Origin of the sequence: Chloracidobacterium sp. D (assembly GCF_018304685.1) — a bacterium.
In the GTDB taxonomy this organism is placed as follows: domain Bacteria; phylum Acidobacteriota; class Blastocatellia; order Chloracidobacteriales; family Chloracidobacteriaceae; genus Chloracidobacterium; species Chloracidobacterium thermophilum.
The window spans coordinates 726,988-740,152 of record NZ_CP072634.1 but is presented as its reverse complement, the minus strand read 5'-3'; the positions used below and the strand labels follow the sequence as shown (position 1 = coordinate 740,152).

Below are 13,165 nucleotides of genomic sequence, written 5' to 3'. Positions count from 1 at the left end.
AAGAGGCGTGCAGCGTGCGTGTCCTGATGGCGGCCGGCGGCACCGGCGGACACATTTTCCCCGGCATTGCCATTGCCCAGGCGTTCCGGCAACGTGATGCCACCACGGAAGTCCATTTTGTGGGGACAGAACGCGGGCTGGAAAAGAAACTTGTCCCGGCGGCTGGTTTCGAGCTGACGTTCATTCCCTCCGGTGCACTCAACAACGTTTCCTGGCAGCGCCGTTTCCAGAGTCTGGCCGTATTGCCTGTCGGCTTCTGGAAAGCCTGGCAACTCATCGGGCGTTTCAAGCCGGATATTGCCGTCGGAGTCGGCGGCTATGCCTCCGGGCTGGCGATGCTGGCGGCGATCATGCGGGGTGTCCCGACCCTGGCCGTTGAAGTCAATGTCCTGCCCGGTCTCACCAACCGGATACTCGCCCGCTTCGTCACCGCCGCCGCCGTGTCTTACCAGGAAACCGCCGCGTACTTCGGGGCCAGGGCCGTCCTGACCGGGACGCCGGTACGCGCCGAGTTTGAGCAGATTCCGCCCCGCCCGGCCGAGGCTCCGCGCCAGCACGTGCTGGTGTTTGGCGGCAGCCAGGGGGCGCAGGCCATCAACCGCGCCATGGCGGAAGCCGCGCCCCGGCTGGCAACGCATCCCGGTTTGCGGATTGTCCACCAGACGGGCGAGCGCGATGTCGAAATGGTACGTGCCGCCTATGCGGCAGCCGGTGTGCAGGCCGAAGTACAGCCTTTTATCCACGCCATGGCCGAAGCCATGGCCGCCGCCGATGTGCTTGTCTGCCGCGCCGGAGCCGCCACCATCGCCGAGGTGGCCGCTGCCGGGCGCGCGGCCATCTTTATTCCCTTCCCCCAGGCCGCCGACGATCACCAGCGCCGGAATGCCGAGGCGTTTGTCCGCGCCGGCGCCGGAGAGATGATCGTACAGGCCGAACTGACAGGCGAAAAACTGGCCCGGACGATTCTGGAGCTGCTGGCTGACCCGGCGCGGCTGGCCCGGATGGAAGCCGCCAGCCGGGCGCTGGCGCGACCGCAGGCAGCCGAACGCGCCGTAGATGTTGCGTTCCAGATTCTGCATCGCCCAGGATGAGGTAGTCATGGCTGAGCACTTGCACTTCATCGGCATTGGGGGCAGCGGTATGAGCAGCATTGCCGAAGTTGCCCTCCGGCGCGGCTGGCAGATTTCCGGGTCGGATTTGGCGGCTTCGGCGACAACCGCCCGCCTGCAGGCGCTGGGCGCGCAGGTTTTCATCGGGCACGCTCCGGAGCAACTTGGCAATGCCCAGCGGGTGGTCGTCTCCACCGCCGTCAAAGCCGACAACCCGGAGCGGCTGGCAGCCCAGGCCCGGGGCATCCCCATCGTACACCGGGCGGAGATGCTGGCCGAACTCGTGGCAGGCAAGGTGGCCGTGGCTGTCGCTGGTGCGCACGGTAAGACGACGACCAGTGCCATGGTTGCCACGATACTGCGCGCGGCCGGACAGGACCCAACCGCCGTCATTGGCGCGGCCTTTGCCGATCTCGGCAGTGGGGCGATGGTCGGGACGGGGCCGCACTTTGTCGCCGAAGCCGACGAAAGCGATGGCTCGTTTCTCAAGCTGCCGCGCACCCTGGCGATCATCACCAATGTGGACCGCGACCATCTCGATTTTTACCGTGATTTCGACGCTATCCTCGACCATTTCGTATGGTTTGCCGAGGGCGTACCTGAAACAGGCGTGGTCATTGCCTGCGCTGACGATGCCGGCGTGCAGGCGCTGCTGCCCCGGCTGACCCGGCGCTGTACGCTGTACGGCATCCAGGCGGCGGAAGCCCAGATTCGGGCGGCAGACATTGTTCCCCAAAAGCCCTTCGGCTGGCGCTTTACGGTCTGGCGCGGGCCGGCTTGTCTGGGCCCGGTCCGGCTGCGCGTACCGGGCCGGCACGCCATCCACAACGCACTGGCGGCTATCGCCGCTGGACTGGAACTTGGTTTAGACTTCAAAGATGTACAAACGGGTCTGGAAATGTTTGAAAATGTTTCCAGACGGTTCCAAATTCGTGGGGAAAGGAATAATGTTCTCGTCATTGACGATTACGGCCACCACCCGGTTGAGATTGCCGCCGTACTTGATGCAGCGCGCAGCGCCGGACGCCGGATCGTTCTGGTGTTTCAGCCGCACCGCTACACGCGGACACAGCATCTGTTTGCTGAGTTCGTAACGGTGCTGCGGGAGGCGGATGTGGTTTGTATCGTGGATATTTACCCGGCGGGCGAAACACCCCTGCCCGGGGTGACAGCGGCGGCGCTGGCAGCAGCCGTACAGGCGGCGGGACATCCGGCCGTGCAGGCTGTTGGCGCGCTCGATGCGGCCCTGCCAGCCGTTGCGGCGCAACTTCGTCCCGGCGATGTGCTGTTGACCGTGGGGGCAGGCAATGTCTGGCAGCTTGGTGAAAGGTTTTTGCAGGATGCCCAAGTCTGTTGAGGAAATCTGTGCCGAACTCGATGTCGCAGCCCGCTTTCACCAGCCGATGCGCCACCTGACTTCACTGCGCACGGGTGGGGAAATCGCCTGTGTGGCCTTTCCCGACACGCCGGAAAAAGCGGCCGCCCTGGTGGCCAGGCTGGAAGAACACGGTTTGCGCTGGAGTCCGCTGGGCTACGGCACAAATCTCCTGGTGGCGGATGGGCCACTCGACCGCGTTGCCATCAGTCTGCGGCAACTCAAAACGCCCGTGAGGTTTGAGGGCTGTCAGGTCAAAGTGCCGGCCGGTTACAGCCTGCCTCGGCTCGTCAACCAGTGCGCCGACCGGGGATTGTCCGGGATTGAAGGGCTGGCGCCGATTCCCGGCAGCGTTGGCGGTGCCGTGAAGATGAACGCCGGTTCGCATGGCTATGAAATTGCCGATGTCATCGTCTCGGTGGATGTCGCCCGCGACGGGCGCATCGTGACGCTGCCACGCGAGACGCTGGATTTTGCCTACCGTCACTCTCCATTTACCGAACGGGACCTGATTCTGGGGACGACACTTCAACTCCGGCCCGGCAACCCGGAGGCCAGCCGGGCCGAAATTGCGGAGTACCGTCGCCACCGGGCAGCGACGCAACCGGTCAGGGACAACAGCGCCGGTTGCATTTTCAAAAATCCGGGGCCGGGGCTGGCTACCGGGCGCATCATTGATGAACTTGGCATGAAAGGCGAAACCATCGGCGGGGCAACCATTTCCCCCCTTCACGCCAACTTCATTGTCACGAATGGGTCAGCACGGGCAGCCGATGTCTTCGCCCTCATTGAGCGGATTCGGTCACGTGTACGCGAAGCACGTGGCATTGAACTTGATATGGAAGTCGAAGTCTGGGAGTAGGGCCGTTCCCGGATTGAAGTCCGTCGGGAGTTTTTCGGGAGTTCTAACGTGTCGGTTGCTCACAAACGCACAACCCGCCAGGCGCTACCCTCCCGCCGTGAACAAACACGCGAGGCAGCGGCCATCCGTATCCCGCGCACGCGGCAGGGAGCGGTATGGGAGCAACTTTATGCCTGGCGGACCGGCATCCTCTGGGTTGTACTGCTGGTCGGACTGAGCAGTCTTGGGCTGGCCATGACGCGGTCATCCCTGTTTCTGCTGCGTCAGGTGGAAGTCGTCGGCTGTCAGCCGCCGGTTGCGGAGGACGTCGAACGCCTCGTCCGCCAGCAGTCCACCGGCTCCCTGCTGACGGTCTCGCTCCCGACGCTGCGCCAGAACCTGGAAAGCCTGCCCCGGGTGCGGCAGGCCCGGATCGTACGCATTCTGCCGGACACCCTGCGAGTCGTGGTCGAGGAACGCAAACCGTTCGTCCTTGCGCAGATGGCGGAGCGGAGTGGTCTCGTCTGGCTCGATGAAGAAGGCGTGGTCATCACGGTTTATGACCCTGAAACGGATGGCGAGCCACCGACCCTGGCCGTTGGCTTTGCGTCAGACCGCGATGCGGCCGGACGCCGTGAAAACCGCGAGCGGCTGCAACTGTACCGTAACCTCACCTGGGCGCTCGACGCGGCCGAACCACGACTTTCCGAACGCATTGAATCCATTGATCTGTCCCATCTTCAGGACGTGCGCGTTCAGCTTCGCAACAGCCGCATTGTTGTCGGACTGGGTCGGGAGGACTTTCGGGAACGGCTGCTCCATGCCTGCGAAATCGTGGACGCGCTTCAGCGCCGTGACACCTCGATTCTTGAACGCATGCGCTTTTCTGATCCGCGTATCTTCGAGAAAGCGCCCTATCTCAAGACAGTGAACATGGTGAGCGCCCGACAGGTCAATCTGGAGTTTGACGAACGCCTGCCCGCGCCCCCCCCGCGCGCGACGGCTGGCAGCAAGGCATCAACCCCCCCGAAAGCCGCCCCCAAATCCACACCCCGCCCAACGGGTTCGGCATCGCGGAGGTAGCACCCACATGGCGCGCGCCACCCCCTACCTTGCCAGCCTTGACCTTGGCTCGACCCGTACCCGCCTGGTTATTGCCACACCAGTGCCGGATCGGGCGCGCTGGACGGTGGCCGGCTATGGCGATGTTCCCTCGAAGGGCATCCGCAAGGGGGTTGTGGTCAGCATCGAGCAGGCTGAAGAGACCATTCGCCAGTGCCTGACGGAAGCCGAAAAAATGGCCGGCTTTGAAATTGCTTCGGTTCATGCCAGCCTGTCAGGACTACATGTGCGCGGTCTCAACGGGCATGGCGTGGTGGCGGTGTCCAGCCGCAACCGGCAGATTACAGGCACGGACATCCAGCGGGTTATCGAACAGGCCAGTGCCGTCAACCTGCCCTCAGACCGGGGTATCGTCGAGGTCCTGCCCCAGGAGTTTGTGGTGGACGAACAGGATGGAATTGGCGATCCCCTCGGTATGTTGGGGATGCGGCTCGAAGTTTCCGTACATATCGTGACTTCGCCGGTCACGGCATCGCAAAACATCGTGACAAGCGCCAACCGGCTGGGTATCATTGTCGAAGACCTCACCCTTGGTTCCCTTGCGGCTGCGACAGCCACCCTCACCGAAGAAGAACGTGAATATGGTACGGCCATCGTTGATATTGGTGGTGAAATCACCAGCCTTGCGGTCTTCCAACGCGGGGCGGTGCGCCACACGGCGATGTTCGGTATCGGGGGCACGCATTTCACCAACGACATTGCGGTTGGGCTTCGTTCACCGGTTCCCGAAGCTGAACGCATCAAACAGACTTTTGGATGCGTTTTCTCTTCGCTTCTGCACCCCAACGAGCGACAGGAACAGCTTGAAGTTACTGCTTCTGGCGGGCGGTCGCGGATGCTTTCGCGGCAGGTGCTCTGCGAAATGCTTCAGCCACGGGCAGAGGAGATTTTCAAGGAAATTCAGGAGAATCTTCAGAAGGCAGGTTTTGAGAAAAAGTTGTCCAGCGGATTGGTCTTGACAGGCGGCGGCAGTCTCTTGTCCGGTATTCCTGAACTGGCCGAACGGATGCTTGACCTTCCGGTTCGGATCGGCGTGCCAATGGGTTTGGACGGTCTCAACGAGGAACTGCGCCGTGCTGAGTGGTCAACAGCCATCGGGCTTATTCTTTCAAGCATTCGACCACGTGCCAATCACTATTTGCGGCAGCGGGAAACAAGTTGGCGCCACTGGCTGGCAGGGATAAAAAGTTTCTTTTCTTCGCCGAATTCGGCGCGCTGAATATAGTATTTTCTTTACCAGGAAGACGGTTCCCGATCCAGGTTACGGGCAGGAGGCAATTATCCCATGGGAGCAGAGAACAAGCGGTCATCGAGTCCACCCCCAGTGAGGTTTGAATTCGTGGAAAATACCATCTCAAAAGGCGCAAACATCAAGGTCATTGGTGTTGGAGGGGGCGGCGGGAATGCCGTCAACCGGATGATTGAGTCCGGTATTGAAGGGATTTCCTTTTTGGTGGTCAATACCGATCTGCAAGCCCTCAGCATGTCGAAAGCCCCGGTCAAGATTCAGATTGGCAGCAAGCGGACACGTGGACTGGGTGCCGGAGCTGACCCACAGGTGGGACGGGATGCCGCGCTTGAAGATACGGAAAAAATCATTGATGCACTCGAAGGTGCGGATATGGTGTTCATCACGGCCGGCATGGGTGGCGGCACGGGCACCGGCGCCGCGCCCATTGTGGCCGGACTGGCCAGCGAACTGGAGATTCTGACCGTGGCCGTCGTCACCAAGCCCTTCGGGTTTGAAGGCCGCCGCCGGATGCAGAACGCCGAAAAAGGCATCCGCGAACTCCACGAGTGTGTGGACACCATCATCACCATTCCTAATGACCGCCTGTTGACGACCGTTGATCGCAATACTTCCCTGGCGGATTCCTTCCGCATGGCGGATGACGTGCTGCGGCAGGCCGTGCAGGGTATTTCTGACCTCATCACGGTGCCGGGCATGATTAACCTCGACTTTGCCGATGTACGCACCATCATGCGCGGCTCCGGCATTGCCCTGATGGGCACGGGACAGGCCTCCGGCGAAAATCGTGCCATCCAGGCTACCAACGCTGCTATTGCCAGCCCGTTGCTCGAAGAAGCCTCCATCGAAGGCGCCCATGGCGTACTCGTCAATATCACCGGCGGCAGCAACCTCACTCTTCACGAAGTCAATGAAGCCACCTCCATCATCCAGAAAGCGGCGCACCCGGAAGCCAACATCATCTTTGGCGCGGTCATTGACGAACGAATGCAGGATGCAATGAAGATTACGGTCATTGCGACCGGCTTCGACCAGACCGCCCAGGCAGCCAACGAGCCAACGGCGTCAACCGTGGTGGCCAGTAACGTGGTTTCGGTGCCTTCGTTTGGGCGTGTGGCGCCCGGCTCCAAACCAACCGCACCCGCTGCCGAAGCGGACCTTGACGCACCAACCTTTTTGCGCCGGAAATCCGAATAGCCTTCTGGAAACCGGCCATCGCCGTTGATACCTACGGCGCGGGCCGGTTTCGGCACAGGACGCGGAAGGTGCCCTGCTCCGAAACCCATACCGGGGTGAAGTCTTCGTACCCGGCTGGCTGCTGCTGAAGCTTTCGCTCCAGCTCATCCCCGCGCCCAACCACCAGCCATGTCACCGTGGAGGGAATGGATTTTTCCAGGCTGTGCCACTCCGCACGCCCCTCGTGCAGGATGTGGGCGTAAGACAATCCGCCCTGGGCAATGACAGACGACAGTTCACCGGCAAACAGCGCAACGCAGCCGCCGGACGGTTGCACTAGAAGGGACCGAAAGGCCGGCTGCGACCGGAGAAACTGCGCCAGCGCCCGGCGTTCACGCCCCAGCGACGTAAACTGCACCCGGTAGGCTTCCTGAAAGACGGCGAGCTGATAGACGCCATCCCGCAGCCACCACAGGGATTGCCCGACACACACCAGCCCTACACCAACGGCCACCCAGACCGGCTGCTTTGGGAAGCGGGCCTGCAGGCAGGCCACACCCAACCCGATACCAACGGCCAGCGCCGGCAGTGCCACCAGGCCATAGCGGTTGTTCAAAAACAGCGGATAAATCTGGATGTTGCCTGAATACAGGCTGTAGCCGGTAAAGAGCGGCGGCAGCCAGAGCCACCCCAGAACCGCCAGCGTTGGCATATCAAGCCGACGGGTGCGAAAGGCCGTCACAGCCTGTCCGGCCAGCCCCAGCAGCCCGAGCAGCGTCGTGGCCGGCGTGGCGCAGATGACGACAGTTACCGCCAACACAAGGCCCGCATAAAGCGGCTGTCCGACCACGAAGCTCAGGTAACTCAGCTCATCCCGGTGGCGCGCAAAGTAGCCCCGCGCCGAGTAGGTCCCTTCGAGAAACTCCAGCGGCCGCCCGTAGATGGCCCAGTTGTGCCAGAGCCAGTACCCCACGCCCGCGCCCACGATGCCCGTCCATAGCCCCACATCAGCCAGGCGCGCCCATCCACGGCGGGGGGAAGACCAGAGCACCCAGAGCGTACCGGCTGGCAGCAGAATCCAGCCCTCATAGCGGGTCAGAAGCGCCCCCAGGGTACAGAGCGCCGCCAGGACAAGACGATCACGCCGACCACGTGGCGTCCAGTCGTGCATCCACCATGCGCTGCCCAGCCAGGTGGCGAGAAACAGCGGCTCGGTCAGCGGTGTGGTCTGGATGTAGAGCAGCGAAGGGTTGAGCGCAAAAGCCAGCCACGCCACCAGCGCGGCCGGCAGCGACCGGGTGAGCGCTGCCGTAAGCTGAAACACCACGGTCGCCGCAGCCACAAAGGCGAGACAGGAAATGAGGCTGCCGGCCAGCCCGGTGCGCCAGAGGGTATCGGAAAGTGCCAGCGGTGCAGCCAGCACATGCGGCAGCGGAAGCCACGGGCTGCCCAGTTGCATGTAGCGTTCCCACCAGGTCGTTCCCGGTGGGACATCCACCAGCTTGCGGGCAATGGCCAGGTGGGCCTGGCCGTCGCCATACAGATTTGTCCAACCGTGGGCATAAACCCACGCCAGGGTCAGCCCACCGATGAGGGCCGAACCCGGTGCAATGAACCACACCGGGCGATGGCCGGCCCGGCTGAAGGCCAGGCTAGAACTGGACGGCGCATTGCCGGCGGACGCGCTCCCAATCGAAGACCTGGCGGGCGCGGACGTTTTCCCTCGCCACGGCCAGCGCCGATACCAGGTCGTCCTCGAACATGTTGGGTTGGAAGGTTGGGGGAGAGGATCGGTCACGCCGGACCGGATGTTGCGCCGACCTGGTGGCAGGTGAAAGGGGCGCTTGTGATGAATCGGCGACAGACGGATCAAGAATGGGCTTGTCAGTCATGGTGAGTTTCCTCCTGGCGAACATCGTTGGCCGACGCCACGGTGGTCGTGAGGAAACTACCGGGCGTCAGGACGTGGAATGAGGCGATAGGACAGGTCGCGTGCGAATGGCAGTCATCCTCCATAAACTGCAAAAGATGGCGACTGGCTCAATCAGCCGTCAGGTATCGTAGGCCGCACCGGGCAGACTGGCAAGGGCCCGGCCGGCAGCCAGGGCGTTATCAGCAGCGGCCGGGCCGTCTTGACCCTCCACCATGGCGGTGGTAGCGTCCCCGCCCTTGCAGCGTCAGCCTCCTTCCGGTTTTCAAGGCTTTTTCACGCATGTCCGCCGAACTCCGCCAGTCACCACTTGATGCCGTACATCGCGCGCTGGGGGCCAAAATGGTGCCGTTTGCCGGCTGGACGATGCCGGTCGAATATGGCGGGCTGGTGGCCGAGCACCTGGCCGTACGTACAGCGGTGGGACTCTTCGATGTCAGTCACATGGGGGAGATTCTCATCCAGGGACGCGATGCCCTGCGCTTCGTGCAGCATGTGACCTGCAATGACGCGGCGCGCCTTGTGGACGGACAGGTTCAGTACTCCGGCCTGCTCAACGAACGTGGCGGTTTTGTGGATGACATTCTGGTGCACCGCCTGGCGGAAGACAGCTACTTTCTCTGCGTCAATGCGGCCAACACGGCCAAAGACGCGAAATGGCTGCGCGGGCACGCAGCAGGCTTCGAGGTTGACATTCGCGATGTCAGCCACGAATACGCCCAACTGGCCGTCCAGGGCCCCCGCGCCGTGGCGCTGGTGCAAAGCCTCACGGTGGAGGACATCACCGGTCTGGGCTACTACCGGTTCCGGCGCGATGTCGTCATCGCCGGCATCACGGCACTCGTGGCGCGCACCGGCTACACGGGCGAAGATGGCGTCGAAATCTACTGTGCGCCGGCCGATGCGGAGCGGCTGTGGAAGGCGCTGATCGAAGCCGGTACGGCACCTTGCGGACTTGGCGCCCGCAACACTCTGCGGCTCGAAGCCAGAATGGCCCTCTACGGTCACGAAATTGACGACACGACCACGCCGCTGGAAGCCGACCTGGGATGGATATGCAAACTCTCCAAGGGCGACTTTCTCGGCCGTGACGCCCTGCTGCGGCAACAGGCAGCCGGACTGACCCGCAAGCTGGTCGGCTTCGAGGTGGAAGACCGCGTGCCGGTACGCGACGGCTACCCGCTGGTGGCCGACGGGCAGGAAGTCGGGCGCGTCACTTCGGGCAGCCCGTCGCCCTTTCTCAGGAAAAACATCGGACTGGCGTATCTTCCAATTGACAAGACGGCAGTGGGGACGCAAGTGTTTGCCATTGTGCGCGGGCGCGAAGTTCCCTGCCGCATTGTCCCAACCCCTTTCTACAAGCGTCCCGGATAGCGAGGCGCACCACATACTTTGGCGAGGATTTTCATGGCGAACTATCCTGACGATTTGCAGTACACCAAAGACCACGAGTGGATTCGGATCACGGGCGACACCGGGCGCGTGGGCATCACCTTCTACGCCCAGGACTCGCTGGGTGATGTCGTGTATGTGGATTTGCCAAAGGTCGGCACGACGGTCAAAGCCAATGAACCCTTTGGCTCGGTTGAGTCGGTCAAGGCCGTCAGCGAGCTGTTTTCCCCGGTTTCCGGTGAAGTCATCGAAGTCAACACCAAACTGGCCGATGCGCCCGAACTGGTCAACACCTCACCCTACGACGAAGGCTGGATGATTGTCATCAGGCTCTCCAACCCCAGCGAAGTGGATGCCCTGCTGAGCGCCGCCGAATACGAAGACTTTATCAACGAAAAATGACCTTCGCCGATCAGACCGGACGAACCCACTCCGGTCGGTTGGCGCAAGTCGGGGCTGATCCCCAGGCTGCCCCAAAAGCGGTTCAAAACCATGCGCTACATCCCGAATGCGACGCCCGAGGAGCAGGCGGACATGCTGGCCTCGATAGGCGTCTCCAGCATTGCCGAACTGTTCCGGGGCATTCCCGAAGACCTCCGCCTTCAGCGCCCGCTGAACCTGCCGCCGATGGCCAGTGAAGCGGAGCTGATGCAACTGATGGAATCCCTGGCCGGGCAGAATCGCCTGCCACAGCATTCCTTTCTGGGCGCCGGGGTCTATGACCACGTACGCCCTCTCATCATTGACACCCTGGTGTCGCGGTCGGAGTTCTACACGAGCTACACGCCGTATCAGCCGGAAATCAACCAGGGCACGCTCCAGGCCATCTTCGAGTACCAGACGTTCATCTGCCAACTGACCGGGATGGAAGTCTCCAACGCCTCGATGTACGACGGGGCCACGGCGCTGGCTGAAGCGTTGCTGATGGCGGCGCGCCTGACGAACCGCTACCGGGTCGTGCTGTCGGAAGGTATCCACCCGGAATACCGGGCGGTGTGTGAGACCTACGCCCGGCGGGCGGGGATCGAACTCGTCCTGGCGCCGCTCTCCGAAGCCGGAACGACGCTGCCCGTCGAGGCGCTCGTCAATGATGCTACGGCCTGTGTTGCCGTGCAGTCGCCCAACTTTTTCGGCTGTATTGAAGACCCCGCGCCACTGGCAGCAGCGGCCCAGAAACACAAGGCGCTGACGGTTGTCACGGTGGCGGAAGCCATGTCGTTGGGGCTGCTCGTCGCGCCCGGCACGGTCGGCGCGGACATCGTCGTGGGCGAAGGACAGTCTTTCGGCGTGCCACCGGCCTTTGGGGGGCCGCACCTGGGCTTTTTCGCCACCCACGAACGCTTCGCCCGCCAGATGCCGGGCCGCCTGATCGGTCAGGCCTATGATGCCGAAGGCCGCCGGGGTTTCGTCATCACTCTCGCCACCCGCGAGCAGCACATCCGGCGCGAAAAAGCCACCTCGAACATTTGCAGCAACGAAGGTCTGTGCGCGCTCGTCGCCAGCATCTTTCTGGCAACGGTCGGCCGGCGCGGTCTGCAGGAACTGGCCCAGCGCAACCTTCAGAAGGCCGCCTATCTGAAAGGTGTTCTCACGGCCGTGCCCGGCGTCACCCTGACCTACTGTGCGCCGGTCTTCAACGAATTCGTCATCCGAACGCCCCTGCCAGCCGCGCAACTCGTGGAAACGCTGCTGGAAGACGACATCCTGGCCGGGTTGCCGTTGTCGCGCTATTTCCCGGAGCGTACGCACGAGTTGCTCGTTTGCGCCACGGAAAACACCTCGCGCGCGGCTATGGATGCGTTTGCCGCCCGGCTGGCGCAGGTCTGCGGTGGCTGAAACGCCTATGCGGACGTTCGACGACCTCATCAAACCCTCGGTGCGGCGACTTCAGGCCTACACCCTGACGCCGCACCGCGTGCCCATCAAGCTCAACCAGAACGAAAACCCGTTTGGCATCCCCCCGGCCATCGTGGCGGAAACCCTCCGCCGGGTTGCCGGGCGGGACTGGGCGCGGTATCCCGACTTTGTTCCCACCGAACTGCAAACAGCACTGGCCCGGTTCGCTGGCTGGCAGGCAGATGGCGTCGTGGTCGGCAATGGCTCCAATGAAATCATCCAGGCGCTGCTGACGATTCTCGTTGCCCCCGGAACGCCGGTCGTCCTCAGTGAGCCGACGTTCACCGTTTACCGTCTGATGGTTGAAGTTCTGGGCGGCACGGTGGTCAATGTCCCGCCACGCGCCGACTTCAGCTACGACATCCCGGCCATGCTGGAAGCTGCCCACCGGACGCGCGCCGTGGCCGTGATCCTCTGCTCGCCCAACAATCCGACCGGCGTCACCGTTGACGAGCCGGCGCTGCGCGCCTTCCTGACGGACTTTGATGGCTTCGTCGTCGTGGACGAGGCCTACCATGAGTTCTGTCAGCAGAACTTCGTCCCGCTGCTGTCTGATTTTCCCCGGCTGGTTGTGCTGCGGACGTTTTCCAAGGCCATGGCCATGGCCGGGCTGCGGATTGGCTACGGGCTGATGGCGCCCGAACTGGCGACTGAACTGGGCAAAGCCAAACTGCCCTACAACGTCAACTTCTTTTCGCTGGCGGCAGCGCAGGTGGCCGTCGAAATGTATGCTGACGAGCTGCGGCCGCTCGTCGAGCGCATCATCCACGAACGGGCGCGTGTCAGCGCGGCGATGGCGTCCTTTGACCGTTTCCGGCTGCTGCCGAGTCAGGCGAATTTCCACCTGCTGCATACGCCCCACGTTCCACCCAAGCACCTGTTTGAAGCCCTGCTGGCCCGGGGCGTGCTCATCCGGGATGTCAGCCGGTATCCGCTGCTTGGCGAATACGTCCGGTTCAACATCGGCACGCCGGAAGAAAACGACGCGCTGCTGGCCGCTTTGCAGGCCGTTCACCCGGAAGCCGCCACCTGAGACGGGCCGGCGGCACAGGTTGACGACGCACGTTGGGCGCGG

At 62.8% G+C, this 13,165-nt stretch carries 12 protein-coding genes; 10 read left to right on the top strand and 2 right to left on the bottom strand.

What is annotated here, in order from left to right; all coding sequences use genetic code 11:
• Positions 1-14: 14 nt before the first annotated feature.
• The 6 genes from murG to ftsZ all read left to right on the top strand — a co-directional run bounded on the left by murG (position 15) and on the right by ftsZ (position 6,893).
• Positions 15-1,091 (top strand): undecaprenyldiphospho-muramoylpentapeptide beta-N-acetylglucosaminyltransferase, encoded by a 1,077-nt coding sequence (gene murG, locus J8C01_RS03160; RefSeq protein ID WP_211432351.1) that lies wholly within the window; start codon positions 15-17, stop codon positions 1,089-1,091.
• Positions 1,092-1,098: 7 nt separating this feature from the next.
• Entirely contained in the window at positions 1,099-2,466 is a 1,368-nt protein-coding gene (gene murC / locus J8C01_RS03155) for a UDP-N-acetylmuramate--L-alanine ligase (protein ID WP_211432350.1), read from the top strand.
• On the top strand, positions 2,450-3,346 hold the full coding sequence (gene murB / locus J8C01_RS03150) for a UDP-N-acetylmuramate dehydrogenase (protein ID WP_211432349.1): 897 nt from the start codon (positions 2,450-2,452) through the stop codon (positions 3,344-3,346). The genes murC and murB overlap by 17 nt, the downstream gene beginning before the upstream one ends.
• Before the next feature lie 48 nt (positions 3,347-3,394).
• Positions 3,395-4,408: a cell division protein FtsQ/DivIB gene (locus tag J8C01_RS03145; RefSeq protein ID WP_211432348.1), complete on the top strand. Its 1,014-nt coding sequence runs from the start codon at positions 3,395-3,397 to the stop codon at positions 4,406-4,408.
• 7 nt (positions 4,409-4,415) lie between these two features.
• A complete protein-coding gene (gene ftsA, locus J8C01_RS03140; protein ID WP_211432347.1) occupies positions 4,416-5,666 on the top strand; it encodes a cell division protein FtsA in 1,251 nt (416 codons plus the stop codon).
• Positions 5,667-5,732: 66 nt separating this feature from the next.
• Positions 5,733-6,893 carry a cell division protein FtsZ gene (gene ftsZ / locus J8C01_RS03135; protein ID WP_249355471.1) on the top strand — a complete coding sequence of 387 codons (1,161 nt, stop codon included), beginning with the start codon at positions 5,733-5,735 and terminating at the stop codon, positions 6,891-6,893.
• 31 nt (positions 6,894-6,924) lie between these two features.
• On the opposite strand, the gene J8C01_RS03130 is transcribed toward ftsZ, so the two are convergent.
• Complete coding sequence (locus J8C01_RS03130) at positions 6,925-8,493, bottom strand: hypothetical protein (RefSeq protein ID WP_211432346.1); 1,569 nt, start codon at positions 8,491-8,493, stop codon at positions 6,925-6,927.
• 31 nt (positions 8,494-8,524) lie between these two features.
• Positions 8,525-8,764: a hypothetical protein gene (locus J8C01_RS03125; RefSeq protein WP_211432345.1), complete on the bottom strand. Its 240-nt coding sequence runs from the start codon at positions 8,762-8,764 to the stop codon at positions 8,525-8,527.
• A 320-nt stretch (positions 8,765-9,084) separates the two neighbouring features.
• On the opposite strand from J8C01_RS03125, the gene gcvT reads away from it, so the two are divergent.
• The 4 genes from gcvT (at position 9,085) to hisC (ending at position 13,123) form a co-directional block, all read left to right on the top strand.
• Entirely contained in the window at positions 9,085-10,176 is a 1,092-nt protein-coding gene (gene gcvT / locus J8C01_RS03120) for a glycine cleavage system aminomethyltransferase GcvT (protein ID WP_014099129.1), read from the top strand.
• 33 nt (positions 10,177-10,209) lie between these two features.
• On the top strand, positions 10,210-10,596 hold the full coding sequence (gcvH, locus tag J8C01_RS03115) for a glycine cleavage system protein GcvH (RefSeq protein WP_211432344.1): 387 nt from the start codon (positions 10,210-10,212) through the stop codon (positions 10,594-10,596).
• Between the two features lie 90 nt (positions 10,597-10,686).
• Positions 10,687-12,030 carry an aminomethyl-transferring glycine dehydrogenase subunit GcvPA gene (gene gcvPA, locus J8C01_RS03110; protein WP_211432343.1) on the top strand — a complete coding sequence of 448 codons (1,344 nt, stop codon included), beginning with the start codon at positions 10,687-10,689 and terminating at the stop codon, positions 12,028-12,030.
• Positions 12,031-12,037: 7 nt separating this feature from the next.
• Entirely contained in the window at positions 12,038-13,123 is a 1,086-nt protein-coding gene (gene hisC / locus J8C01_RS03105) for a histidinol-phosphate transaminase (RefSeq protein ID WP_211432342.1), read from the top strand.
• Positions 13,124-13,165: the final 42 nt, after the last annotated feature.

Bases quoted from the DNA above. Each gene is read 5' to 3' on its own strand.
- murC (WP_211432350.1), top strand. From the start codon at position 1,099: ATGGCTGAGCACTTGCACTTCATCGGCATTGGGGGCAGCGGTATGAGC.
- murB (WP_211432349.1), top strand. From the start codon at position 2,450: ATGCCCAAGTCTGTTGAGGAAATCTGTGCCGAACTCGATGTCGCAGCC.
- ftsA (WP_211432347.1), top strand. From the start codon at position 4,416: ATGGCGCGCGCCACCCCCTACCTTGCCAGCCTTGACCTTGGCTCGACC.
- ftsZ (WP_249355471.1), top strand. From the start codon at position 5,733: ATGGGAGCAGAGAACAAGCGGTCATCGAGTCCACCCCCAGTGAGGTTT.
- J8C01_RS03125 (WP_211432345.1), bottom strand. From the start codon at position 8,764: ATGACTGACAAGCCCATTCTTGATCCGTCTGTCGCCGATTCATCACAA.
- gcvT (WP_014099129.1), top strand. From the start codon at position 9,085: ATGTCCGCCGAACTCCGCCAGTCACCACTTGATGCCGTACATCGCGCG.
- gcvH (WP_211432344.1), top strand. From the start codon at position 10,210: ATGGCGAACTATCCTGACGATTTGCAGTACACCAAAGACCACGAGTGG.
- gcvPA (WP_211432343.1), top strand. From the start codon at position 10,687: ATGCGCTACATCCCGAATGCGACGCCCGAGGAGCAGGCGGACATGCTG.
- hisC (WP_211432342.1), top strand. From the start codon at position 12,038: ATGCGGACGTTCGACGACCTCATCAAACCCTCGGTGCGGCGACTTCAG.